This window comes from Kitasatospora hibisci (assembly GCF_043950205.1).
Classification (GTDB): domain Bacteria; phylum Actinomycetota; class Actinomycetes; order Streptomycetales; family Streptomycetaceae; genus Kitasatospora; species Kitasatospora hibisci.
In genome coordinates this window covers 8,452,534-8,475,859 of sequence record NZ_CP171642.1, presented here as the reverse complement: position 1 = coordinate 8,475,859, position 23,326 = coordinate 8,452,534, and the positions used below count along the sequence as shown (strand labels likewise).

Below are 23,326 nucleotides of genomic sequence, written 5' to 3'. Positions count from 1 at the left end.
CGAGCACCCTCGGGTCGAGGAGATGATCAATCAATACGCATGGTGATTCATCTCACACGGACAGCAAAGTGGTTCGCCCACCCTCAAATCGGACGGTCGAACAGTTAATCGAGTTGACCACTGGTTTGCCAGTGCGGCAGCTTGTTGGCGACCCCTGCCCGTGGTCTTCACATACCGGCCACGACCAGGCCCGATCGCCATCCCGAGGGGGGACCTCTCCACATGCCTGCCGCTCCGCCCGGGGCTCGCTCCGGCGCGCGTCTTCGTCCGCACATCCCGTCACCGCGTGTGTCCGCCGCGGCCGTCGGGCTCGTCCTGGCCCTGACCTCCGTGGCGCCCGTCGCGTTCGGCGGCCCGGCATTCGCCGCGCCCGCCGCCTCGCCCGGGGCACTTCCCCCGGACCTGGCGGCCGCCATGGCCGCCGCCGACGCCAAGCACACCAAGGACAGGCCTCCCGCCTCGGCCGCCGACCGGGCGATCGCCCAGGCCAAGGCCACCGGAAAGCCCGTGTCCGTGCCGGAGCTGACGGACGAGTACAGCGAGACGGTGGCCACCCCCGAGGGCCATCTCTCCCGCGCCCAGCACCCCGAGCAACAGCGGATCAAGCAGCAGGACGGCACCTGGGCCGCCCTCGACGCCAGGCTCGTCGCCGACCCGACCGGCGGCTACCACCCCAAGGCGGCCGGTTCCGGTGTCCGCCTGTCCGGTGGCGGCAGCGGCCCGCTCGGCACGCTGACCAGCCCCGGCGGCGAGACTCTTTCGATCGACTCGCCGTTCCCACTCACCGAGCCGACCATCGACGAGGACGGCGACGGCCTGGTCTACCCCGAGGTCGCCCCCGGCATCGACCTGAAGGTCACCGCCGACAAGTTCGGCGGCCTCAGCACCGTCCTGATCGTCAAGACCGCGGAAGCCGCCCAGAACCCCCAGCTCAAGACGGTCCGCTTCGGCACCAGCGGCCAGGGGGTCACCGTCCAGGCCGACGGCACCGGCAACCTCACCGCCACCGGCAAGGACGGCACCGTCCGCTGGCACGCCCCCGTCCCTCGCATGTGGGACAGCTCCGGCACCGCCGCCACGCCGACAGCCTCCGCGGCACCCGTCGGCAAGTCGGTCGCGGCCGCGCAGGCCGCATCGACCGATGCCGGAGGCCAGCCGCAGACCGGCGTGCCCGCCAAATCCGACAAGGCCAGCAGCGCGGACGGGCCCGGCATCGGTGCACGGGTCGCGGCCATGCCGACCAGGGCCACCGGCAACGCCATCGAGCTGACCACCGACGGCTCGGTGCTCGGCAAGGGCCAGGGACCGTGGTTCATCGACCCGGGCTGGATCTACGACTCCCGCAGCGGCAACGCCTGGACCTGGACCCAGCAGGCCTACCCGAACACGCCGCGCTACGGGCAGACGACCACCAACACCAACGACCAGTACGCCCACCCCGGTGTCGGCTACCAGGGCTTCCAGACCGTCAAGGGCATCGAGCGGTCCTACTTCCAGATCGACACCCGCGGATTCGCCGGCGCGGTCATCAACAAGGCCACCATGTCGGTCTGGGAGTACGAGTCCTCGGACTTCTCCTGCACCACCACCTACCCGGTCGACCTCTACCTCACCGGGCCGATCGACGACCGGACCACCTGGAACAACTCGCCCGTCACAGTGGGCAACCGGCTCGGCCGCGCCGATGTCGCCGGCTCCGGCGCCACCGGCTGCTACGACAACGTCGAGTTCAAGTACGACGTCACGTCGATCTACCAGGAGCGGGCGGCAACGCACGAGAACCTGACCTTCGGCCTGTTCGCCCCCGACGAGTCCAACCGGATGGCCTTCAAGCGGCTCGACTACAGGCCGGTGGTCGTCGTTGAGTACGACCGTGCCCCGGAGACTCCGACCAACACCTACGTGTGGCCGCCGCCGGCCACGGCGTCACCCTGGGCCGAGAACCAGGGCTGCGACGGATCCTCGGTCGGCTGGATGAGCGCGGGCAGCAACTTCAACGGCGCGGTCTCTCTGAACGCCACCGTGCGCAGCCCCGTGCAGAACTCCCTGTACTCGTGGTCGAAGATCTGGGACTACAGCCTGCCGGGTGCGCCCGTCGTCGATTCCGGGCAGTCCGGTCTGGTGGGCAACGGCGGCAACGCCGCCTTCCAGGTGCGCTCCGACGTGATCAAGGACGGCCACGTCTACGGCTGGGGGTCCGTGGCCACGGACGGCTACACGTCCTCCGGGTACGCGCCGGCGTGCCGGTTCGGGGTGGACCTCACCCCGCCGAGCCTCTCGGTCCCGGACGTCTACACGACGCTTCCCGAAGCCGAACTCGCCGACCGCTTCCCGCCCTCGGGCAACGGGCAGGTGACCAGGAAGAAGGTCGGGGAGTGGGGCACCGTCCCGTTCACCGCGGTCGACACCGCGCCGAGCGGCGGTACGCCCTCAGGTGTGATGTGTGCGCGCTGGTCCTGGGATCCCCAGCTCTCGGGCGCCCAGTGGCAGTGCGGCTCGTCCCTTCCCCAAGGGGGTGTGAGCGTCCTGCCGGGCCGGTGGGGCACCAACATCGTGTACCTGCAGGTGATGGACAACGCCCGCAACGTCTCGCCGGTCGCGCAGTACGCGTTCTACGTGCCGTGGAATCCGGACGGCCCGCCGCCGGTGTTCGGCGACGTCACGGGTGACGGGGCGCCGGACATCGTGACTCCCGACCAGGCAGGTGATCTGCGCGCCTATGCCGTGGCCGGTAACCCGCTCGCCAAGGGCCCGGCCGTCTCCCTCGTGGCCAAGCGCGAGGACTCGCCGACCGGCCAGGGTTGGGGCAACATCCAGTTCGCCCACCGCGGCACGTTCACCGGTGGCAACAACATCGACGACATCGTCGCCCACGCCCCGGGGGACAAGGACCTCTGGATTTACGGCAACCCCGGCAACACCGGTTACTACGGCCGTGTCGACTCCAAGACCCTCCTGCAGAAGCCGAAATGCGTTCCGACGGCCACCGAGGACTGCTCCTGGCGGACCGCAGCCGGTTACAACGCCGCCGACTGGTCCACCACCTTGCGCGTGGCCGCCCTCGGTGACCCGGTCAGCACGGACCTCGACTACCGGTTGAAGTTCAAGAACCAGAGCGGCCTGCTCACGGTCGAGAGCATCAACAACGGCACCGACGCCGCCCTTTGGTACTACCCGACTGTCTCGAACAACACCCTGGGCAAGCCCGTCCGCCTGGCCGCCGCCGGATGGAAGGACAAGGAGCTCATCTCCCCTGGCGACTGGGCCAAGCAGGGCCACCCCGGCCTGTGGACCCGCAACCTGGAGGCGGCCGCGGATGGCGGCAAGGGGGCACTGCTTGCCCGCGCCTTCACCACCGGCACCGTGACGGCCACGGACAGCAACGGAAGGCCCGTGAAGGACGCTAGCGGAAACGTCGTCACCGTCCCCACCCTGACCGGGATCTCCGGCGCCTCCGTCATCGGCTCCGTCTCCCCCGACACCTGGCCGGTCCTCGGCTCCGACGGGGACATCACCGGCAAGGGCTCCCCCGGTCTGTGGGGCAAGCGCGGCAACGGTCAGATCGACATCTGGTGGGGCGAGGCCACCGACCCCGGCACCGCCAATGCCTCCTTCACCTGGCAGGCCGGGCCCGCGCCCGCCGCCGACACCTCGGTGAACCCGCTCTGGTACGCCCTGGACGGCGCCACCGCCGTCGACAGCAACGCCTCCAACGCGCTCTACCCGAACACCTTCACCCGCACCACCGACCACAACGGCGCGGCCGGCAAGGCCACCGCCCTGGACGGCAACACCCTCTACCGCACCACCAACCAGCCCGGCATCGACGCCAGTCAGAGCTTCACCGTCGCCGCCTGGGTCAAGCTCAACAACACCGGCGGCTACCAGACCGTCCTCTCCCAGGCCGGCAACGAGCGCAGCCCGTTCTACCTGCAGTACTCCCCGGCGTACGGCAGGTGGGTGTTCAACCTGGCCTCCTCCGACCAGCTGCGCCCCGCCGCCTACTACACGGCCGTGGACGGCGAGCAGCCGCAGGTCGGCGCCTGGACCCACCTCGTGGGCACCTACAGCCAGGACACCCAGGCTGCGACGCTGTACGTCAACGGGCGGGCGGCCGGCTCGGCGAAGGTTCCCTCCAGCTGGAAGGCGACCGGCAGCCTGAACATCGGCGGCGAGACCACCACCCGCTACCCCGGGCCCGACGCCCGGCTGAACGGCGCGATCGGCGACGTGCGGGTCTACCCGTACGCGTTCACCGACCAGCAGGCCAACACCCTGGCCACGGCCGGGTCCAGCGTCCAGATCCGCAGCGTCTTCAACACCAACAAGTGCCTCGACAACTTCGGCGGCACCGTCGGCACGTCGGTGGCGCTGTTCAACTGCTGGAACGGCGAGGCGCAGCACTTCACCCTGACCACCAACAACAAGATCAAGATCGCGGGCGCGGACCGCTGTGTCGCCACCAACGACAAGCCGGCGGGCAACGGCACCAAGGTGTCCTTCCAGTCCTGTGCCAACGACGACGCCCAGACCTGGGTGCGCCGTTTCGACGGGACGCTCTACAACCCGGTCTCCGACAAGTGCCTGGAGCTGCCCGGTTGGGCGGACGCCAACGGCACCGCGCTCGGGGTGTGGGCCTGCACCGGCAATGCGAACCAGCGGTGGCTGGTGCGTGCGCAGGTGAGCTGAACCGGCGGCGGCTCGGCGCGGTTCGCGGCCGAGCCGCCGTACAACTGGAATGCCGTGGCCTCCCCTGGACTTGTGGTCCGGTGGGAGGTCGCGGCGTTTCGGCGGAGGAGAGAGGCCGGAGTTGAGTGACTGTCAGAGATGGTGCATGGGTGCGGTGTTGTCCGTCCAGAGCCAGTTGACGGGCGTGTACTGCTTCTTCAGTGCGGTGCGCTCGCGTCCGTAGGACTTCAGGGCGGCCTCGACCTCCGGGGCGAGGCCGTCGAGGTCCTGGGGGACCGGGATGCGCAGCAGCAGGTGTTGCTTGCGGTGGGCGAGGAGGAGTTCGCCGGCGGGGGTGCACTCCAGCAGGGTGAAGTGGACGAGGGGCTTGAACGGCTTGTCGGCGGTGGGCATCCGGGCGCGCAGTTCGCCGTCGGCGCTCCAGGCGTAGAGGCCGTAGCGGTTGAGGTGGAAGGCGCGGGCGCGGTGGGGGTCGGCGACGACGGTGAAGTCGAAGCGGGTGAACGGGCTGTCCTCGCGCAGGTGCAGGCCGCCGAGGCGGCCGCGCAGCGTGCCGTGGTCGTCGAGGAGGGCGAAGCTGAACTGCTGTCCGCGGTTGCTGGAGCGGTAGATCTTGCCGAAGACGGGGACGACGAACAGGTCGTCGCCGAGCGCGGCGGGGCGGGTCATCGTGGAGTCTTCGTAGCCGTAGAGGCTGCCGCTGGTGCCGGTGAGTTCGGACAGGGCCTCGGTCAGTGAAGGTGTGGGCCGGTTGGCGCGCAGCACCGGGGCGTCGCCGTGGCGCACGTGGGGGTGGGCGTCGGTGTCGCTCTGGCGGTCGGCGCGTGCGTCGAGGGTGGCGATGGCGCGCAGCTCGGGTTTGCGGCCCGGGGTGAGGGTGGTGGCGGGTTCGGAGAGGGCGACGATGTTGGGGTGGGCGCCGGCCCAGTGGCTGAGCTTGTACTCGGAGGTCATGCAGAGCAGCCGGCCGGCGGGGGTGACGGCGATGGAGGCGGCGAACGGGTCGTGGCCGGGGTCGTGCTGTTTGTCCCGGCCCCAGGGCATCGGCCAGGAGACCAAGACGTGGTCCAGGTCGGGGGTGAGGAGGTGGGTGCTGCCGGGTTTGGAGCTGAGGGCGAGCGTACCGTCGGGCAGGACGGCGAGGGTCGGCCCGTCGCCCTCCGGGATGGCGGTCGGGATGGCGCCCGGTGGGGCCTGGCCGAAGACGGCGGTGGCGGTGGGCGTCCCGTCGGGGGCGTAGCGGGTGATCATCTGGTGGCCCGCGTGTCCGCGGTAGCGGCGCAGGGCGGCCAGGACGTAGGTGTCGCCGGCTGCTGTGGCCACCGCGTGGTGGGTGGTGAGTGCCCAGTCATCGGCTTCGGGGTCGAGGTGGTGGAGGTCCGGCAGGGACGCGGGGGCGGTGATCGGCAGCAGTGTCATGATCGACATCTTCTCCGCCGTCGCCGACGGGCGTGGGCCGGGGCCGTGCTACCTGCTCGGGCTGCGCGGGGCGGGTGGGGGTGGGGAAGATAACGAGAAGCGAACGTTTGGCCGCTCGGGGCCGTCCGGGTCGCCGCCTGGCACTGTCGGCGAGGCACCATGGGCGGCCCGCCGTCCCTTCCGTCCGTCGTCTCTCGTCTGCAGGAACACCATGCCCGTCGTGCCCGCCATTCCCAGTGCGTTCGTCCTCGCCTCCGTGCTCGCCGGGGCGGGCCTGCTCGCGGGCTGTGCGGACGGCGGCGGTGCGGCGGCCGGTCGGCCGGCGGCGGTGTCGGCCCCGGCGGCGGTGTCGTCGGCGTCGGCCTCGGTGGGCCCGTCCGCTTCGGCTCCGGCCGCCACCGCGACCGTCCCTTCTCCCGCCTCGCCGTCGGCCCCCGACAGCGCGGCCGCGCGGACCGAGGCCGCCACGCTGGCCATCCCGTCGATCCGCCTGGCCGGGCTGTCGGTGGTCCCCTACCGGGGCACCACCGACGACGGTCCCGGCACCCGGATCCAGAACCGTGGTGTGGCCGCGAGCCCCTACGGCGAGCAGGGCGGCGTCGGGCCGGGCGAGGTGGGCAACTACCTGGTCACCGCCCACCGCCTGTCGGCCGGCGGCCCGCTGCGGGACCTGCCCTCCGTGCACGAGGGCGACGTCGTGCTGGTGACGGCGGGCGGCACCGAGTACGAGTACGTGATCACGGGGACCAGGAGCACGTCGTTCCGCTCCCCCGGGTCGCTGGCCGAGCAGCGCGCCGCCGTCCCGGGTCGGCCGGGCGAGAGCGCCGTCCAGGCGATGATCACCATCTCGACGTGCGCCACTCCCGAGGACAACGCCGCGGGCAACCGCTGGCGTGACGCGAACGGCAACCCGGAGCACCGCATCGACAAGGTCGGCGTCCTGCGCGCCACCCGCCCCGCGGCCTGAGCCCCGGGGCCGAGGCCCGGGGCGCAGCTGCGGCTGTGGGTTCAGGCCGCGTCGAGGCCGTCGGCGGCGAGGGGGACGTCGCCGGTGGTCTTGCTGTAGCCGAGGGATTCGACGATCAATCCGTTGCGGACGGTGGTGAGGTTGACGCCGCGGACGGAGTCGGTGGGGCCGTCGCCGAAGCGGTAGCGCCAGCGGACGGTGGCGTGTTCGCCGGAGATGAGGACGTTCTCCGGCTCGAAGCGGGTGGTGCGGTCGTCGGCGAGGGCCTGCCAGAACTCCAGGCAGGCGGTGCGGCCTTCGTAGCGGGCGCCGTCGGGGGCGGGCTGGTTGGCCTCCATCACGCAGTCGTCGGCGATCAGGTCGGTGAGCAGGGAGGCGTCGTGCTCGGTGAAGGCGCGGTTGAAGCGGTCGATGACCTCGGCCGTGGTGCGGAACGACATGCCGGAACCCCTCAGAAGTAGAACGGTTGGTCTATCTGCCGTGAACCATATAGACCGGTTGATCTACTCGTCAACCGGTGGCAGGCTGTCCGCCATGACCACCACACGCACACGCCACGCGCCGGGGCCCCGCGAGCGCCTCCTGGAGGCCGCCCAGCAGCTCACCTACAGCCAGGGCGTCGGCGTGGGGGTCGACGCCCTGCTGAAGGGCGCCAACGTGGCCCGGCGCTCGCTCTACGAGCACTTCGGCGGCAAGGACGGGCTGATCGCCGAGGTCCTGCGGCGCAGTGCCGAGGCGGACGAGGCCGCCTACGTGCGGACCATGGCGGCGGCCGGCGAGGACCCGCGGGCGCGGCTGCTGGCCGTGTTCGACGGGATCGGCGAGGTCATCGCGCGGGAGGACTTCCGCGGCTGCCGCTACCTGGCGGCCGACCTCGCCCTCACCGATCCCGAGCATCCCGGGCACGCCGTGACCCGCGAGTACCGGGTGCGGGTGACCGGGCTGTTGGAGCACGAGCTGGCCGCGCTCGGGCATCCGCGGCCCGCGGCCGCCGCCGATCAGCTCCTGCTGCTCATCGACGGCGCCCTGGCGGCCGGGGCGACCCGTCCGGCCACGGATCCGGCGCCGGCCGCCCGCCGGCTCGCGGAGCTGGTCCTCGCCGAATAGCCGGGCCCGGTCTCGGGGGCGGTCGGGTCACCGGCTGCCCTGCTGCGGTCGGGTCACCGCCTCGCCGGCCGCCTCGGCCGGGGCGGGGACGGCGTGTTCCGCGGCGCGGCTGACGGCCTCCCACTGCGCCCAGGTGTCCATGCGGGTGCGGGCGATGTCGAACGCGAGGTCGTAGACCATGCTGCCCAGCAGCAGGCGCAGCGGCGGTTCGTCGCTGTCGACGAGCGTGAGCAGGGCGGCTGCGGCGAGCTTGGGGTCGCTGTCGACCGAGCCGTCGGCGAACTGTTTGGCGAGTTCCTCCCGCAGCGGGGTGTAGGCGTCGAGGGGGGCGGTGGTGCGCATGGCGGTGTAGAGGTCGGTCCAGTAGCCGCCGGGCTGGATCATGCTGACCTTGACGCCGAAGCCGGCCGCTTCCCTGGCGAGTGCTTCGCTGAGGCCTTCCAGGGCGAACTTGCTGGCGCTGTAGAGGCCGGTGCTGGGGAAGCCGCCGAGGGCGGCGATGCTGGAGACCTGGACGAGGTGGCCGTGGCCCTGGTCGCGCAGGACGGGCAGGACGGCCTGGCTGACCCAGAGCGCGCCGAAGAAGTTGACGTCGAGTTGGGCGCGGGCCTCGGCCTCGGTGAACTCCTCGACCATGCCCATGGAGAGCGTCCCGGCGTTGTTGACGACGACGTCGAGTCGTCCGAAGTGGTCGGTGGCCCTGCGCACGGCGGCGAAGGCAGCGTCGCGGTCGGTGACGTCCACCTGCAGGGGCAGGACCCGTCCGGGGTGGGCGGTGGCGAGCTCCTCCAGCGGGGCCCGGGTGCGTGCGGCGGCGGCGACGCGGTCGCCGGCGGCCAGGGCGGCCTCGGTGAAGGCGCGGCCCAGGCCGCGGCTGGCGCCGGTGACGAGCCAGACGCGGCTGGTGGTGTCGGCCGGGGTGTTCATGGTGCGGTGCTCCTGTTCGGGGGGAGGGACGGGTTCGTGGGCGGGCCGGCGGCCGGTCGGCTGCGGCGGGCGTTCCGGACGGCCAGGACGGTGAGGACGCCGTCGAGGGTGAGGTGGGTGGCGACGATCGCGCCGACGAGCGCGCCGAGGGCGATGGCGAGGGTGTAGACGGAGGTGTTCAGGGCGGTGGCCGCCTCGGCGGAGCCGGGGACGGCCTTGAGGATCCAGGTCTGGACGCCGACCGGTACGCCGCCGAAGGCCAGTCCCCGGCACAGCAGCAGGGTCCCGCCGGCGGGGGTGCGGCCGGCGAGGGGAAGACGGCGAGGACCGCGGTCAGCACGGCGCCGACGGTGGGGACGGTGGCGCGGACGTTGCGTTCCGCGGCCGCGCCGGCGAGGAAGTTGCCGAGGATGCCGGCCGCGCCGAAGCCGAGCAGGAGCGGGCCGATCGCGCCCTCGCCGATCCCGCTGACGTCCTGGAGGACGGGGCTGACGCAGGTGAACGCGGCGAAGTGACCGCCCACCGGGAGGAACGTGGCGAGGACACCGGCGCGCACCACCGGGGGGGGTGGCCGAACTGCTGCGCCAGCGCGCGCAGCCGGACGGCCTGCCGGGCGGGCAGGGTGGGCAGCAGCAGGAGCAGGGCGGCGAGTACGAGCAGGCCCAGCGCGCCGGCGGCGGCGAAGGCCGTGCGCCAGTCGGCGAGGCCGCCGATCAGCGTGCCGGCCGGCACGCCGAGGACGTTGGCGGCGGTCGCACCGCCGAAGACGACCGAGACGGCGCGCGGGACGAGGCGCTCGGGCACCGGCCGCACGGCCACGCCCGCGGCGAGGGCCCAGAAGCCGCCGATGCTGATGCCGACGAGGAAGCGCGAACCCAGCAGGACGGTGAAGTCGGGGGCCGGCGCGCAGAGCGCGTTGGCGAGCACCATCAGCGCGACCAGGGCGACCAGGGCGATCCGGCGGTCCAGGCGTCCCATCACCACCGGCAGCAGGGGCGCGGTGACGACGGCGACCAGGCCGGGGACGGTCACCATCAAAGCGGCGGTCCCCTCAAAAACGTGGAGGTCCCCGCCGACGAAGGGCAGCAGCCCGACGGGCAGCGATTCGACGGTCACCAGGGCGAACGTCCCGACCGCCATCGCGACGACGGCGAGCCGGCGCCTGAGCGGCAGCGGAGCGTCGGCGGTGGAGGTGGCGGGCACTGCCGGGGTGCCGGTCATGGTCGCGGGTGGGCTCCGGTCTGCGGGGCTCGGGCCGCCGCGGGTGCGGCGCCGGGGTGGACGGCGGCCGGGGTGCGGCCACGGGATGGTGGCGCTGCGGGCGGGCGCTCCGGCCACGGCCGACGCAGGCCCGTTTCCGGCCCGCTGACGATCCTTCAGCCGTCCGGGGTGATCATCAACGCCGACATCCGCAGGATCCGAGAACCCAGGCTTATGACGGGGTGCGGTGACGCACGGCCGGGGGTGCTCGGCGGCGCAGCCGGGCCGCGCCCGGATCCGGCCGATGGCGTGTCAGGCCGGTTCCGCGGCCGAGCGCCCCGGGCCCGTGCGACTCCACAGCGTCCTGCGCCCCCTGGGCGTCCGCCCTGCACCACCCGGGCGGTGCGCGGGTGCGGGTGCGGTGCGCGGGTGCGGGTGCGGGTGCGGGTGCGGTGCTGCCCGGCGGGGCGGCGCACGCGAGGCCTCCAGGAGTGGGACGACGTCGTAGGCCCGCAGACCGCCGGCAACGTCGAGGTGGCGCTTCGGCCCGCCGCTTCCCCGGCAGGAGGCGCCGTCGGGTAGAGCGCCTCCGCGGCACGGACGATTTCCGCGCCCGGATTTCCCGGGATGTGCCCCGACATTCCTCGCAGCGGCCGGCGGGACCACCGGAAGGACCACTCCCCCGCCCTTCTCCGGATTTCGGTGGCGGGAACTTCCGCCCGATGTCAAGGAATCGCTTGGGGATGTCAAGGGACGTCAAGATCTAAAGATCTTTCAAGGTTGGCGCGGGGGAACGTCAAGACCGGGAGATCACGGGAGTTGGGGGCTTTGACGGCTGTTACCGTGCTGGCATGGACATCTTTCCGCTGCCCCGATTCGGTCTCGTCGTGCCCCCGGAGAACCCTATTGCGGAGCCCGAGTACCACAGCTATCTCGTCCCCGAGATGAATGTGTACACCACGCGTTTCCCGGTGACCGCGGAATTCAACCGGGAAACGATGGAGATGTACAACGAGGTGCTGGCGCAGGTGCTCGCGACGTTCGGGCAGTTGCGGCTGGACGCGACGGTGGTGGCGTGCAACGCCTCGCACTACCTGCTGGACCCGGACGGGGACCGCGACTTCGTCGCCGAGCTGTCGCAGCGGTTCGGTTCGCCGGTGACCTCCTCCACGCGGGCGATCGTGGACCTGTGCGAGGCGCTGGGGACGTCGAACCTGACGCTGATCTCCCCGTACGCGCCGTGGCTGACCGAACTGTCCCGCGACTACTGGGAGAAGGCCGGCCTGACGGTCGAGCGGATCGTCTGCACCCCGTCCGCGGTGGACGAGGCCGGTCAGGACGTGGGGTTCAACCCGTACCTGGTGACGACCGAGACGATCCGGCAGCGGATCGCCGAGGCGGAGGTGGCGGACGACGCGACGGTGCTGTTCACCGGCACCGGCATGCACACCCTGCGCGCCGCGACCGAGCTCGCCGGCGCGAACCCCTCGCGCACGCTCATCACCTCCAACCTCGCCTCGGCATGGTGGGCCCGGCGCACCGCGGGCCTGTCCGGCTTCGCCGCGGCGCACCCGCTGGTGCAGCGGCTGGAGCGCGAACTGGCCGCCCGCTAGGGCTGTTCGCCGCCCGCTGTTCTTCATCGTCCGTCTGTGAGCGCACCTTTCAAGGAGGGGCCGACCGTGGCCGCCAACAGCGAAGCACCAACGCCCGATTCGCCCGACGCCCTGGTGGCCGTGGTCAGCGGCGGCGCGTCCGGGATCGGGGCGGCCGCCGCGGCCGCGCTGATCGCCCGGGGCGTGCACGTGGCCGCCCTGGACCTCAACCCCGACGAGGTCGCCGCCCCGGCCGTCGGCATCGCCTGCGACGTGTCCGACGACGCGTCGGTGCGCGCCGCGGTCGAGCAGGTCGTCCAGCGCTTCGGGCGCATCGACGTCGTCGTCAACAACGCCGGCATCGCCGCCCAGGGCGGTATCGACGACAACGACGACGCGGAGTGGCTGCGCGTGCTGAACGTGAACGTCGTCGGCATGGTACGCCTGGCCCGCGCGGCCCTGCCCCATCTGCGCAAGTCGCCGGCGGCGGCGATCGTCAACACCTGCTCGATCTTCGCGTGGACCGGGGTGCCCAAGCGCACCCTCTACTCCGCCTCCAAGGGCGCCGTCTACTCGCTGACGCTGGCGATGGCCGCCGACCACGCCCGCGAGGGCATCCGGGTCAACGCGGTCGCCCCCGGCGCGGTCGACACGCCGTGGATCACGCGCGTGCTGGCGATGGCCCCGGACCCGCAGGCGGCGCGGGCGGCCCTGGACGACCGGCACCCCATCGGACGCCTGACGCGGCCCGAGGAGGTCGGCGAGGCCATCGCCTACCTGGCCGCCTCGGCCACCGGCACCACCGGGACGGTCCTGTCCGTCGACGGCGGCATCCACACCCTGCGCCTGTAACCCCCCCGCCCTGTGCTGCGCTGTGCCGCCCCGTCCCTGTTTCGGCCCTGCTCCGCCCCCGCCCCTACTGCGGCGCCCCTCCCCGGGCGCCCCTCTCCCCCGGGCGCTTCCAGCGCTGCGGCGGCCCCGTGACGGCCGGACCGCCCGACGGTCCCGGAAAGCCCTCAACCAGCCCAGAATCCAGTCAAGTTGACAACGCCACCTCGCTCCCGGCGATGCGGCGGGGAGCACGGCCCCTTGCGGCGCTGCGGCCGCTCGCCCGGTCCGCGGACCGCCCGTCCCGACCCCGCGCCCACCGGACTTGACCCTCACATTAATGGAAAGGTTTCAGCATCCCATCATGAGGAGCACCGAGCCGTCCGTCGGCACCGCCACCCCCGCACCCCCCGTCCCCGAGGCACCGGGCACCACCGGTGCGCCTGACACCGTAGGCGCTTCGCCCGCCGAGGGCCAGAAGCTGCCGATGGCGGCACTGCTCGCGCTGGCCGTCGCCGTGTTCATCACCAGCCTCACCGAGACGCTGCCCGCCGGGCTGCTGCCCGAGATGAGCTCCAGCCTGCACACCAGCGAGTCGGCCGCCGGGCAGACGGTGACCATCTACGCGCTGGGCACGGTGCTGACGACGATCCCGCTGTCCGCGGCCACCGCCGGCTGGTCGCGCAAGCGCCTGCTGCTGGCCGCCATGGGCGGCTTCGCGGTCGCCAACACCGTGACCGTCGTGTCGTCGAACTACCCGCTCACCCTGGCCGCCCGCTTCCTCGCCGGTGTCGCCGCGGGCCTGGCCTGGGCGCTGCTGGCCGGCTACGCCCGGCGCATGGTCGCCCCCGCGCTGGAGGGGCGGGCGATCGCGATCGCGATGGCCGGCATCCCCCTCGCCCTGTCGGTCGGGGTGCCGGCGGGTACGTTCCTGGGCCGGGTCGCGTCCTGGCAGATGGCGTTCCTCGTGATGACCGTGCTGACCGTGCTGCTGCTGGTGTGGATCACGGCCATCGTGCCCGACTACCCCGGGCAGGAGCGCGGCGGCAAGATCCCCGTGCGCAGCACGCTGAAGGTGCCGGGGGTGACGGCGGTGCTGTTCGTGATGCTGGTCTTCGTGCTGGCGCACACCATCCTCTACGCGTACATCGCCTCCTTCCTCGACCACGTGGGGATGGGCGACCGGACGGACGCGGTGCTGCTGGTGTTCGGTGTCGCGTGTCTGGTGAGCATCTGGGTGGTGGGCACCTACATCCAGGGGCACCTGCGGAGCCTGACGGTCGCGAGCACGCTGCTGGTCGGTGTCGCGGTCGCGGTCCTGGGCGCGTTCTCGGGCACCCACGCGCTGGTGTACGTGGCGGCCGCGCTGTGGGGGCTGGGCTGGGGCGGTGTGCCGACGCTGCTGCAGACGGCCGCCGGTCAGGCGGGCGGGGACGCGGCGGACGCGGCGCAGGCGATCCTGGTGGTGCTGTGGAACGTGGCGATGGCCGGTGGCGGCATCATCGGCGGCCTGCTGCTGAACTCCTCCGGCGCCGGACCGCTGCCGTGGACGGTGTTCGGCCTGCTGGTGCCGGTCCTGGCCGTGGTGGTCGCGGCGCGGGTGCACGGCTTCCCCGGCCGGCGCGCACTCGACGCTGGCTGACGGACGCCGGGCCGGCGTGGCCCTGACGTCAGGTCACACGCGCGGCCCGCAGGGGCCGCCACAGCATCCCGGGCGGGGCGGCGGTGAGGGCCGAAGAGGCCCTCGCCGCCGCCCCGCGCGGCTTCGCCGTGTCGTCCCCCGGCGAAGCGCCGGATGCGGGACCGGATGCCGGGTGCGGGTGCCGGGTGCCGGGTGCGGGTGCCGGGTGCCGGGACCGGGTGCCGGGTGCGGGTGCCGGGACCGGGTGCCGGGTGCGGTCAGTGGCGTGTGGCGCGCCGGTACGCCTGCCGGGTGGCGTCGGGGAGCAGGCGCAGCCGGCCGGTGGGCAGCGGGTGGCCGTTGGCGGTGGCCCAGGCGTGGGCGGCGTCGAAGTCGGGGTCCTCGGTGGTCATGTCGGGGGTGCCCATGACCGCGTAGGCCGGCAGCAGGGCCTGGGTGAGCAGGGTCTGCGGCAGGTCCAGTCCGAAGCGCTGTTCGACGACGGCGAGGGTGCGGCGGTTGCGCGCCGTGTAGTGCTCGCCGTCGGGGCGTCGGCAGGTGTTCCCCTCGGGGTCCAGGATGCCGGCGGCGACGAGGTCGGGCAGCAGCAGGTCGGGCTCCTCGCCCCAGCGGGTGCTCTCCTCGCCGAGGCCGAAGCCGCAGACGTGGCGGCCGTCGCGGGCGTAGCAGACGAGGGCGGGCGGATGTTCCCTGACCGGGGTGTAGTGGACGACCTCGGCCCCGCCGCGGGAGATCTCCTCCAGGCGCTCGGACCCGGTGGAGTCACCGTACTCGAAGGCGAACGCCCACCCGGCGTGCTCGCCGATGCGGACGATTCCGTCGCCCCTGTTCCCGGGCCGGTAGATCGTCATGTCCAGTTGCAGCACCTCGGCGTCGGTGAGCGGCTCGGTCCCCGCCCCGGGCTGTGCGCCCATGCGCAGCGCCAGCTCCTGCGCGTCGATACCGCGGGCCATCGCCACGCCGGACAGGTAGCCCGTTTCGCCGCCCTCGGGCAGCCATCGGATTCCGTCGCCCACGACGTCTTCCCTCCTTGTGCCGTATCGCAGCACTCCTGCGGTGTGTGTGCCGACTGTAGGGGGCGGCGCCGACACCCGGGTGGGGGTGCACGGTCGGGGCGGGGGTGTTGGGCGGGGGCGGTACGGCCCGGCCGGTGTCGGCGCGCGCCGCGGGCAGGGTTTGCGGCGGGCCCCTCGGTGCCCCGGGGGGGGTGGGCAGGGGCGGGATCGGGGGGTCGCGGTTGCGGGCGTGGCTGCGGGCCGCCGGTGGTGCCGGCACCGGGGCCTGCCCAGGGGCCTGTCCCGGGGGCCTGCCCAGGGGGCCTGTCCGGGGGCCTGTGCGGGGGCCTGCCCAGGGGCCTGCCCAGGGGCCTGTGCGGGGGCCTGCCCAGGGGCCTGCCCAGGGGCCTGTGCGGGGGCCTGTCCGAGGTCTGTGCGGCCGGCCGGGGTGCGGCGAGGCTCCCCGGGGGTCGGGTGGAGGTCGCACGCCTCGCTTCGACTGCCGGGGAGCCTCGTTCGCTGCGATCCGTCACCCCCGGGGAAGGGTGACGGATCGCCGTCAGGTGGTGTAGCCGCCGTCGACTGCGAGGGCGGTGCCGGTGATGTAGTTCCCGCCGGGGCCGGCGAGGAAGGCGACGGCGTTGGCGATGTCCTCGGCCTTGCCGTAGCTGCCCAGGGCGGTGAGGCCGCGCTGGAAGTCGGCGGTGTCGCCGTCGGCCGGGTTCATGTCGGTGTCGATCGGGCCCGGGTCGACGGTGGTGACGTTGATGCCCTGCGGGCCGAGCTCGCGGGCCAGGGAGTTGGTCAGGCCCACCAGGGCGGCCTTGGCGGTGGCCTGGAGGACGAAGTTGCCGCCCGGCACGCGGCCGTTGAAGCAGGAGCCGACGCTGATGATGCGTCCGCCCTGGCCGAGGTGGGGGGCGGCGGCCTGGGCGGCCAGGATGATCGAGGTGACGTCGACGGCGAGGACGCGGTCGATGTCCTGCGCGGTGACCTCGCTGAGCGGGCCGTAGGCGAGGAAGCCGGCGTTGTTGACGAGGATGTCGATGCCGCCGAGCTCGCGCACGGTCTGCTCCACGGCCTGGGCCGCGGTGGCGGGCCGGGTCAGGTCGGCCTGGATGACCAGGGCCGTGCCGCCGTCCGCCTCGATCTGCTTGGCGACCTCGCGGGCCTGCTCCTCGGCGTTGACGTAGGTGACGGCCACGGACGCCCCCGCCTCGGCCAGGCGCTTGGCGATCGCCGCGCCGATGCCGCGGCTGCCGCCGGTCACCAGGGCCACCTTGCCGGTCAGGTCACTCATCGCACTACCTCCATGAGACGGCTTGCTGTTCGTCATGACGGGATACTGAAACCTTTCCATTAATGTGAGGGTCAAGCCGGGGTCGGACCGGCCTGGCCGGCAGGGCCGGCGGGTGGTTCGAAGGGGCCCGTGTGCGGCGCCGGCCGCTCGGCCGAGGGCCCGGTGCGGGGCCCGGTGCGGTGGCTGGGGCGGCTGCGGCGATGCCGCGGTTCAGGGCCGTACGCAGGTGCGCGGCGAGCAGCCGCAGCCGCGGGCCCGCGCCTTCGGGCCCCGGGTGCCCGGGGCCGGGTTCGGGTTCGGGGGTCACCTGGCGGGGGCGTGCCCGGTCACAGGGACGAGGTGGTGCCGCCGAACTGGAGCGGATTGGACAGGACGACGCCGTGGCTGGCGATGTCGATGACGATGTGGTCGCCGTCGGTGAGGTGGAAGCCGTCGTGGAAGCTGGACAGGTCGGCGCCGGTGAGGACGTAGTTGACCAGGCCGGGGCGGCGCAGGGCGGGGAAGGAGAAGGCGCGGTCGACGAGGTCGTCGACGCGGAACCACAGGGCGTCGGCGCCGCAGTCGAACTTGCCTTCCCAGGCGGGCCGTCCGTCGCGCTCGATGGTGACGCGGCCGGTGGCGGCGCGCGGCGGCTCGCCGAGGAAGAGGTGGGGCGAGAACGCGGTGTCGCAGAGCTTGCCGGAGGCGGTGTAGCCGGGGTCGATGCGGTGCAGGCCGATGTCGCACAGGTCGTTGCCGAAGGTGTAGCCGGCGTAGTGCGGGACGCCCTGGTCGTCGTTGACGTAGACGAGGGCCATTTCGGCTTCCTCGATGATGACGACGGGCTCGGCGGGGACGACCAGGGGTTGGCCGGGCATGCGCAGCCAGGAGCCGAGGCCCTTGAAGAACCACTTGGGCACGGGGGGCTGGTCGTTGTAGCCGACGATGGCTTCGGACTTGGCCTTGTGGGTGCCGAGGAAGCCGCTGACGAGGGCCTGGCCGCCGGCGGTGGTGGGCAGCAGCGGGGGCAGGGGCTGGAGTTCGGGGTCGCCGGCGGTGACGGTGAGGGTCTCGGCGGCGTCGACGAGGGCGGTGACGGCCTGGGGGCCGGCGTCGGTGAGGAAGGCGGCGCGCAGGGCGCCGTCGGCGACGTGGTGGAGGGTCTGGGGCTCGCCGGGGGTGGGGATGCCGAGGCTGACGTAGCGCCGGCCGCGGTAGGTGTATTCGCTGACGATGACGGACATGGGGCGTGAACCTCCGCGGTTGGGTCGGGAATCGGGGGCGGGCAAAGGGGGGGTTGCGGGGGGGTGGGGCTGCGGGCTCAGGCGGGGGCGGGGGCGGGGGTGGGGGTCGCCTGGGCGGGGGTGTCGTGGTGGGGGACGGGGTTGCCGGTGAGGTCGGTGAGGACGTCGGCGAGGCGGTCGAGGGCGGCCTTGATCCAGGGCAGTTCGAGGGGGGCTGCGGTGGTGAGGGCGGCGTTCTGCTCGGCTTCGGTCGTGCCGTAGATCTGGCTGGTGGCGGTGCGCACGCGCAGCAGGTCGTCGCTGTCGCCGAACGCGGTGCCGGGCAGCAGGCCGACGCCGTGGTGCTGGGCGAAGTGGGTGGCGAGCTGGGTGGCGCCGGTGATGCCGTGGGCGGCGTGCAGGTGTTCGCGCAGCGGTTCGAAGCTCGGGTAGAGGTAGCAGGTGGAGCGGACGGGTTCGACCTGGGCGCCGGCTGCGGTGAAGTGGCGGGCGGCCTGGCGGACCACGCTCTCGTGCAGGCGGCGGGCGGCGGCGACGTAGGCGAGGATCTCGGGCGGCTCGGTGAGGGCGTAGGCGGCGGCGTCCTGGACGGGGGCGGTGGTGGAGGACCAGAGCTGGCTGGCGACGGCGGTCAGCCGGGTGTGGAGTGCGCGTCCGAGGGCGCTGTCGGGCAGGTGGGCGATGCCGGTGCGCCAGCCGCCGACGGCGAGGTTCTTGGTGAGGCCGGTGGTGACGACGGTGCGTTCGGGGGCGTGGGCGGCCGGGGAGACGGCGGGGCCGGCGGGGGTGTCGTAGACGAGGTCGCAGTAGATCTCGTCGGAGACGATGACCAGGTCGAGGTCGCGGGCGGCCTGGGCGAGGCGGTGCAGGGTGTCGGGGTGGGCGATGGTGCCGGTGGGGTTGTCCGGGAGGGTGACGACGACGCTGCGGGGGTTGCGTCCGGTGGCGCGGGCGGTGGTGACGGCCTCGCGCAGGGCGTCGGGGTCGGGGACGCCGCCCTGGCCGGGCAGGGTGGGGACGTTCAGGGGCCGGGCGCCGGCCATGCGGGCCTGGGTGGCGTAGCTGACCCAGCTGGGGACGGGGACGACGACGTCGCCGCCGATGGCGAGCATGAGGGCGAACAGCAGGGGCTTGCTGCCGGGGCCGCAGACCACGAGGTCCGGGTCGGTGGGCAGGTTGCGGCGCCTCCAGTAGCCGGCGGCGGCTTCGCGCAGGGCGGGGCTGCCGGCGACGGGGCCGTAGGTGTTGCGGTGGGCGGCGGCGGCGAGGCGTTCGCGCAGTTCGGGCAGGACGGGCAGCCCGATCTCTCCGCTGGCCAGGGAGAGGACCTGTTCGCCGGCACGGCGGCGGCGGGCCATCTCGGCGTCGGCGGCCAGGGTCGCCGACATGGTCACCGGCACGGGTTCGGGCATGGTGGGCTCCAGGTGGTCGGGCTCGGGCGGCCGGGGCCGGGCGGCGCAGCGCGTCAGGGCAACAGCGATGCGGTGCCGCACAGTTCGGTGCGGTGCAGGGCAGTTCGGGGTGGTGCCGGGTAGTTCGGGGTGGTGCCGGGTAGTTCGGGGTGGTGCCGGGTAGTTCGGTGCGGTGCCGGGTAGTTCGGTGCGGTGCCGGGTAGTTCGGTGCGGTGCCGGGTAGTTCGGGGTGGTGCCGGGGCCCCGGCCCGGGGGGGGCGGGCCGGGGGGGCGGGCCGGGGCGCGGAGCGGGCCGGGGGCGGCCGGCCCGCTCCGGGGGGCGGCGGGGGCAGTCGGTGCCCTCGCCCGCGGGGGTCAGGTCGCTGCGGTGGCGTAGAGCTTGCGCAGTTCGACCTTGCGGACCTTGCCGGTGAGGGTCTTGGGCAGGGCCGGGGTGACCTCCAGGCGCTCGGGCAGGAAGCGGGCGTCCTGTCCGGCGTCGCGCAGGTGGGTGCGCAGTTCCTCCAGGGTGGGAGGGGTGTCCCCGCTGGCGACGACGACCGCGAGGATGGGATCGTCGATGTGGCCGGTGGGGCCGACGATCGCAGCCTCGGTGACCTTGGGGTGGCCGGCGATGACCGCTTCGAGTTCGGCCATCGGCAGGACGATGCCGTCGCGCATGATGGCGTCCTTGGCTCGGCCCAGGACGCGGATGCCGCCGCGGCCGTCCTCGCGGGCCACGTCCCCGGTGTCGAACCAGCCGTCGCCGGTCAGTTCGGCGGCGAAGACGTCCTGGCGCTTGTAGTAGCCGAGTGCCTGGGAGGCGCCGCGGGCGCGCAGGCGCCCGACCGAGGCCCGCTGGCTGGGGTCGTTGCAGTTGTCGATGCGGATCTCCATCGAGTCGATCGGTCCGCCGTGGCTGTGGGCGGCCCAGTCCTGGTTGTAGTCCAGGCGGGTGATGGTGACCGGTCCGAACTCCGACATCCCCCACAGTGAGTAGGTGCGTGCGCCCAGGGTCTCGCGCAGCTCGTCGACGAGGCCCTGCAGCACGGGGGCGGCGCCGATGACGACGTGGCGCAGGGAGGACACGTCGTGGGGGTCGGTGCGCTGGGCGGCGGCGACCTGGGTGAGGGTGGGGGGCGGCCCGTAGAGGAGGGTGGCGCGGTAGCGCTCGACCAGGTCCAGCAGGCCGGGGTTGTCGGTGGCGTCCTGGAAGGCGATGGTGCCGCCGAGCATGACGCCGGCCAGGATGCCCTGGCCGAAGCCGGAGTAGTGGACGAGCGGGCTGGTGACGGTGGCCACCAGGTCGTCGCCGAGCATGAAGGTGTCGACGTAGCCGCGTACCCCGGAGTGGACGGTGTTCTGGCTGTGCAGGACGCCCTTGGACTCGCCGGTGGTGCCGGAGGTGAACAGCACCACGAACGGGTCGTCGGGGGCGAGTTCACGTCCGTCGAGCCGGCCCTGGTAGGTCTGCTCGTGGGGGACGGCGACGAAGTGGTCGTGGAAGTCGACGGCGTCCTCGAAGGCGTGGCCGCCGAGGACGACGACGTGTTCCAGCGGCAGTTCGTCCTTGAGGGCGAGGACGGTGGCGGCCAGTGGGTAGCCGTCCCATTCGGGGACGGTGACGCACACGGTGGCCTCGGTCAGGGCCAGGCGGTGGCGCAGTTCGTCCTCGCGGCAGACCGGGGCGATGGGGCAGATGACCGCGCCGACCCGCATGCAGGCGAACATCAGCGGCACGATCTCCCAGCGGTTGGGGAGCTGGGCTGCGACGAAGTCACCCGGTCGGACGCCGAGTTCGAGCAGGGCGCCGGCGAACCGGTCGGTCAGGCGGGCCAGTTCGGCGTAGTCGAGGGTGTCGGTGCGCGAGTCGGCCAGGCGGCGGGCGGCGATGGCGAGTTTGTGCGGGCGCTTGGCGGCCTGGCGGCGCAGGTCGTCCAGGAACGTCTCGTCCCGCCACCAGCCGCGGCGGCGGTACTCGGCGGCGCGGTCCTCGGTGGTGGCCGTGGTCAGGCCGGTGTGCACGGCGATGGTGGTGGCGGTCACCGGCGCTCCTTGCGGCGGGTGTCGAGCAGCTCGGGCAGCGGGTCGCCGGCGTGGGAGGCGGCGATCTCCAGCAGGTCGCGGGTGTTGCGGCGCACGGTGTCGGCGACCCAGTCGAACACCCAGGCCTTGCGGGCCTGGTCCCCGAGCTCGAAGGGGACGACGCGGGTGACGGCCAGGGCGGCCGAGCCGGCGCCGCCGATGTTGGAGATGACGCCGGGCACCAGGGTGGCGCCGCAGGCGCGCAGCTTCTCGCGGGCCTGCTCGGTGGAGGAGATGTTGCCGCCTTCGACGACCAGGCGGGCGCGCAGGCGGTGCGCGTTGTCGTCGTTGAGGGCGTGCTTCTGGGCGGCGAGGATCAGCAGGTCGGAGTCGACGTCGAGCCAGGCGTCGGGCGCGGTGGAGACGGTGACGTGCTGGGGCAGGCGGGAGCGGTCGATGCGGCCGAACTCGTCGGTGATGGCGATCAGGTCGGCGACCGGCAGGCGCTCGGCGCTGATGGTGCCGGCGATGTCGGCGACACCGACGATGACGTGTCCGCGGGCCTGAAGGAACTCGGCGACGGCACGGCCCACCGCGCCGAAGCCCTGGATGACCACGCGGGCCGGCTCGGTGCGGGCACCGGCCTCCAGGGCGGTGACGGCGGCGACGCCGACGCCGTGGCCGGTGGCGTCGATCAGCGGCTCGTAGTAGGTGCGCCAGTCGATGGGCATGTCGGGGGCGCCGAGGCGGTAGCGGGGGTCGTAGCCGGCCTCGTCGAAGAAGATCGCGCGGTCGCCGGGGGTGACGCCCATGTCGATGCCCAGGTGGATGCCGCCGTGCAGGAGGGGCTTGACGGTGCGACCGAAGGTACGGAAGGTGCGCTCGCGGTCGGTGCCGTCGGAGACGATGCCGGCCTTGGCGCCGCCGATGGGCAGGCCGGCCAGGGTGAACTTGTGGGTCATGTCGCGGGCGAGGCCGGCGACTTCCTCCTCGGTGACGCCGGGGGTCATGCGGGTGCCGCCCATGGCCAGGCCGTTGTACAGCGAGTCGACGACCACCCAGCCCTTGATGTCGCCGCCGCTGCCGTTGAGGTGGACGGTGAAGGCGGGGTCTTGCTTTTCCAGATCACTCATTGCCGTTTCCTTGGATACGTCGTGGCCGAGGCGGGCCCGCCGCGCGCCCGTGGGCGGCGCGCGGCGGCCGTCGTGGTGGTGGTGGTGCGGTGCTGTTCGGGCCGGCCCCGGCCCGGGGGCGGGCAGGGGCGGGGTGGAGCCGTGCGGGGCCGGTGCTGGTCTCCCCCGGGGATCCGGGCCAGGCCCCGGCCGGGGCCCTAGCCGGGCCTTCGCGGGGCCCTGGCCAGGGCCTTCGCGGGGCCCTGGCCGGGGCCTTCGCGGGGCGTGCGATACCGGCCGGGCCGGAGCCGGTGGTGCCGGGCCGGAGCCGGTGCGGGTTACTGCTGGTAGAGCTGGGCGAAGCCGCGCAGGATCTCCATGCCGTCGCTACGGAACTCCAGGTGAGCCTGGGCGCCGTGGATGCGGCCGTCGTCGGAGCGCAGGAACTCCACGGGCGCGTGCTCGGAGCGTCCGATGGAGCGGAAGCCCTGCGGGGCCTCCTGCAGGTAGAGGGTGTGGCGGTGGAAGACCGTCACGGTCGGCTTCACGTGGGTGAAGAGCGCCTCTTCCTTGTCGACCTGGACCTCGTAGCCGCCGACGCGCTGCGGCCCGTCGGCCAGGCGCCCGCCGTTGGCGACGGCGATGATCTGCATGCCGCCGCAGATCCCGAAAACGGGGACGTCGGCGTTCATGACCAGGTCGATGAGCGGCTTGTAGAACTCGGTGTCATAGGCCCTCACCTTGGTGCCGCTGAGCACGATGGCCTGGTAACGGCCATCGAGCCTGGCAGGCACGGAATCGGCGCGCACGGCGTCCGTCTCCGAGCCCAGGTCCTCGAAGCGCTTGCGGAGCTGCTTGAGGGAGAGGGTGCCGTTGTTGACCACTAACACTCGGGATTGCGCCACGGGC

General features: G+C 73.1%; 17 protein-coding genes. 6 read left to right on the top strand and 11 right to left on the bottom strand.

The features are described 5' to 3' along the window. The first annotated feature begins 288 nt into the window (after positions 1 to 288). Positions 289 to 4,689, top strand: a complete 4,401-nt coding sequence (locus ACF9IK_RS36865) for a LamG-like jellyroll fold domain-containing protein (RefSeq protein ID WP_395298410.1) — start codon at positions 289 to 291, stop codon at positions 4,687 to 4,689. Between the two features lie 132 nt (positions 4,690 to 4,821). Here the strand turns inward: ACF9IK_RS36865 and ACF9IK_RS36860 are convergent, their stop codons facing one another. After that, on the bottom strand, positions 4,822 to 6,108 hold the full coding sequence (locus ACF9IK_RS36860) for a hypothetical protein (protein ID WP_395298409.1): 1,287 nt from the start codon (positions 6,106 to 6,108) through the stop codon (positions 4,822 to 4,824). A 211-nt stretch (positions 6,109 to 6,319) separates the two neighbouring features. Here ACF9IK_RS36860 and ACF9IK_RS36855 point away from each other — a divergent pair, with 211 nt between their 5' ends. After that, a complete protein-coding gene (locus tag ACF9IK_RS36855) occupies positions 6,320 to 7,075 on the top strand; it encodes a class E sortase (protein WP_395298408.1) in 756 nt (251 codons plus the stop codon). Between the two features lie 41 nt (positions 7,076 to 7,116). On the opposite strand, the gene ACF9IK_RS36850 is transcribed toward ACF9IK_RS36855, so the two are convergent. Then, a complete protein-coding gene (locus tag ACF9IK_RS36850) occupies positions 7,117 to 7,515 on the bottom strand; it encodes a nuclear transport factor 2 family protein (RefSeq protein WP_395298407.1) in 399 nt (132 codons plus the stop codon). Positions 7,516 to 7,609: 94 nt separating this feature from the next. On the opposite strand from ACF9IK_RS36850, the gene ACF9IK_RS36845 reads away from it, so the two are divergent. Further along, a complete protein-coding gene (locus ACF9IK_RS36845; RefSeq protein ID WP_395298406.1) occupies positions 7,610 to 8,182 on the top strand; it encodes a TetR/AcrR family transcriptional regulator in 573 nt (190 codons plus the stop codon). 27 nt (positions 8,183 to 8,209) lie between these two features. On the opposite strand, the gene ACF9IK_RS36840 is transcribed toward ACF9IK_RS36845, so the two are convergent. Both ACF9IK_RS36840 and ACF9IK_RS36835 read right to left on the bottom strand, forming a co-directional pair. After that, the gene (locus tag ACF9IK_RS36840) at positions 8,210 to 9,109 is read right to left on the bottom strand and encodes an SDR family NAD(P)-dependent oxidoreductase (protein WP_395298405.1); all 900 of its coding nucleotides are present in this window, start codon (positions 9,107 to 9,109) and stop codon (positions 8,210 to 8,212) included. A gap of 333 nt (positions 9,110 to 9,442) precedes the next feature. Continuing rightward, positions 9,443 to 10,330 carry an MFS transporter gene (locus ACF9IK_RS36835; protein WP_395298404.1) on the bottom strand — a complete coding sequence of 296 codons (888 nt, stop codon included), beginning with the start codon at positions 10,328 to 10,330 and terminating at the stop codon, positions 9,443 to 9,445. An 830-nt stretch (positions 10,331 to 11,160) separates the two neighbouring features. On the opposite strand from ACF9IK_RS36835, the gene ACF9IK_RS36830 reads away from it, so the two are divergent. From ACF9IK_RS36830 to ACF9IK_RS36820, 3 genes are all read left to right on the top strand, one after another. Next, the gene (locus tag ACF9IK_RS36830) at positions 11,161 to 11,922 is read left to right on the top strand and encodes a maleate cis-trans isomerase family protein (RefSeq protein ID WP_395298403.1); all 762 of its coding nucleotides are present in this window, start codon (positions 11,161 to 11,163) and stop codon (positions 11,920 to 11,922) included. Positions 11,923 to 11,988: 66 nt separating this feature from the next. Beyond that, on the top strand, positions 11,989 to 12,753 hold the full coding sequence (locus ACF9IK_RS36825; RefSeq protein WP_395298786.1) for an SDR family NAD(P)-dependent oxidoreductase: 765 nt from the start codon (positions 11,989 to 11,991) through the stop codon (positions 12,751 to 12,753). 340 nt (positions 12,754 to 13,093) lie between these two features. Then, complete coding sequence (locus ACF9IK_RS36820; RefSeq protein ID WP_395298402.1) at positions 13,094 to 14,371, top strand: MFS transporter; 1,278 nt, start codon at positions 13,094 to 13,096, stop codon at positions 14,369 to 14,371. Between the two features lie 257 nt (positions 14,372 to 14,628). Here the strand turns inward: ACF9IK_RS36820 and ACF9IK_RS36815 are convergent, their stop codons facing one another. From ACF9IK_RS36815 to ACF9IK_RS36785, 7 genes are all read right to left on the bottom strand, one after another. Continuing rightward, positions 14,629 to 15,387 carry a DUF6461 domain-containing protein gene (locus ACF9IK_RS36815; protein WP_395298401.1) on the bottom strand — a complete coding sequence of 253 codons (759 nt, stop codon included), beginning with the start codon at positions 15,385 to 15,387 and terminating at the stop codon, positions 14,629 to 14,631. 538 nt (positions 15,388 to 15,925) lie between these two features. After that, on the bottom strand, positions 15,926 to 16,666 hold the full coding sequence (locus ACF9IK_RS36810; protein WP_395298400.1) for an SDR family NAD(P)-dependent oxidoreductase: 741 nt from the start codon (positions 16,664 to 16,666) through the stop codon (positions 15,926 to 15,928). A gap of 326 nt (positions 16,667 to 16,992) precedes the next feature. Continuing rightward, complete coding sequence (locus tag ACF9IK_RS36805) at positions 16,993 to 17,889, bottom strand: fumarylacetoacetate (FAA) hydrolase (protein ID WP_395298399.1); 897 nt, start codon at positions 17,887 to 17,889, stop codon at positions 16,993 to 16,995. 77 nt (positions 17,890 to 17,966) lie between these two features. Further along, positions 17,967 to 19,301 carry a pyridoxal phosphate-dependent aminotransferase gene (locus tag ACF9IK_RS36800; RefSeq protein WP_395298398.1) on the bottom strand — a complete coding sequence of 445 codons (1,335 nt, stop codon included), beginning with the start codon at positions 19,299 to 19,301 and terminating at the stop codon, positions 17,967 to 17,969. Between the two features lie 354 nt (positions 19,302 to 19,655). Next, the gene (locus ACF9IK_RS36795; protein WP_395298397.1) at positions 19,656 to 21,326 is read right to left on the bottom strand and encodes an AMP-binding protein; all 1,671 of its coding nucleotides are present in this window, start codon (positions 21,324 to 21,326) and stop codon (positions 19,656 to 19,658) included. Further along, positions 21,323 to 22,438, bottom strand: a complete 1,116-nt coding sequence (locus ACF9IK_RS36790; protein ID WP_395298396.1) for a Glu/Leu/Phe/Val dehydrogenase dimerization domain-containing protein — start codon at positions 22,436 to 22,438, stop codon at positions 21,323 to 21,325. Before ACF9IK_RS36790 ends, ACF9IK_RS36795 begins: the two co-directional genes overlap by 4 nt. A gap of 317 nt (positions 22,439 to 22,755) precedes the next feature. After that, positions 22,756 to 23,322 (bottom strand): type 1 glutamine amidotransferase, encoded by a 567-nt coding sequence (locus ACF9IK_RS36785; RefSeq protein WP_395292418.1) that lies wholly within the window; start codon positions 23,320 to 23,322, stop codon positions 22,756 to 22,758. Positions 23,323 to 23,326 lie beyond the last annotated feature (4 nt).

Bases quoted from the DNA above. Each gene is read 5' to 3' on its own strand.
- ACF9IK_RS36835 (WP_395298404.1), bottom strand. From the start codon at position 10,330: ATGACCGGCACCCCGGCAGTGCCCGCCACCTCCACCGCCGACGCTCCG.
- ACF9IK_RS36845 (WP_395298406.1), top strand. From the start codon at position 7,610: ATGACCACCACACGCACACGCCACGCGCCGGGGCCCCGCGAGCGCCTC.
- ACF9IK_RS36855 (WP_395298408.1), top strand. From the start codon at position 6,320: ATGCCCGTCGTGCCCGCCATTCCCAGTGCGTTCGTCCTCGCCTCCGTG.
- ACF9IK_RS36800 (WP_395298398.1), bottom strand. From the start codon at position 19,301: ATGCCCGAACCCGTGCCGGTGACCATGTCGGCGACCCTGGCCGCCGAC.
- ACF9IK_RS36810 (WP_395298400.1), bottom strand. From the start codon at position 16,666: ATGAGTGACCTGACCGGCAAGGTGGCCCTGGTGACCGGCGGCAGCCGC.
- ACF9IK_RS36805 (WP_395298399.1), bottom strand. From the start codon at position 17,889: ATGTCCGTCATCGTCAGCGAATACACCTACCGCGGCCGGCGCTACGTC.
- ACF9IK_RS36850 (WP_395298407.1), bottom strand. From the start codon at position 7,515: ATGTCGTTCCGCACCACGGCCGAGGTCATCGACCGCTTCAACCGCGCC.
- ACF9IK_RS36860 (WP_395298409.1), bottom strand. From the start codon at position 6,108: ATGACACTGCTGCCGATCACCGCCCCCGCGTCCCTGCCGGACCTCCAC.
- ACF9IK_RS36840 (WP_395298405.1), bottom strand. From the start codon at position 9,109: ATGAACACCCCGGCCGACACCACCAGCCGCGTCTGGCTCGTCACCGGC.
- ACF9IK_RS36820 (WP_395298402.1), top strand. From the start codon at position 13,094: ATGAGGAGCACCGAGCCGTCCGTCGGCACCGCCACCCCCGCACCCCCC.
- ACF9IK_RS36830 (WP_395298403.1), top strand. From the start codon at position 11,161: ATGGACATCTTTCCGCTGCCCCGATTCGGTCTCGTCGTGCCCCCGGAG.
- ACF9IK_RS36790 (WP_395298396.1), bottom strand. From the start codon at position 22,438: ATGAGTGATCTGGAAAAGCAAGACCCCGCCTTCACCGTCCACCTCAAC.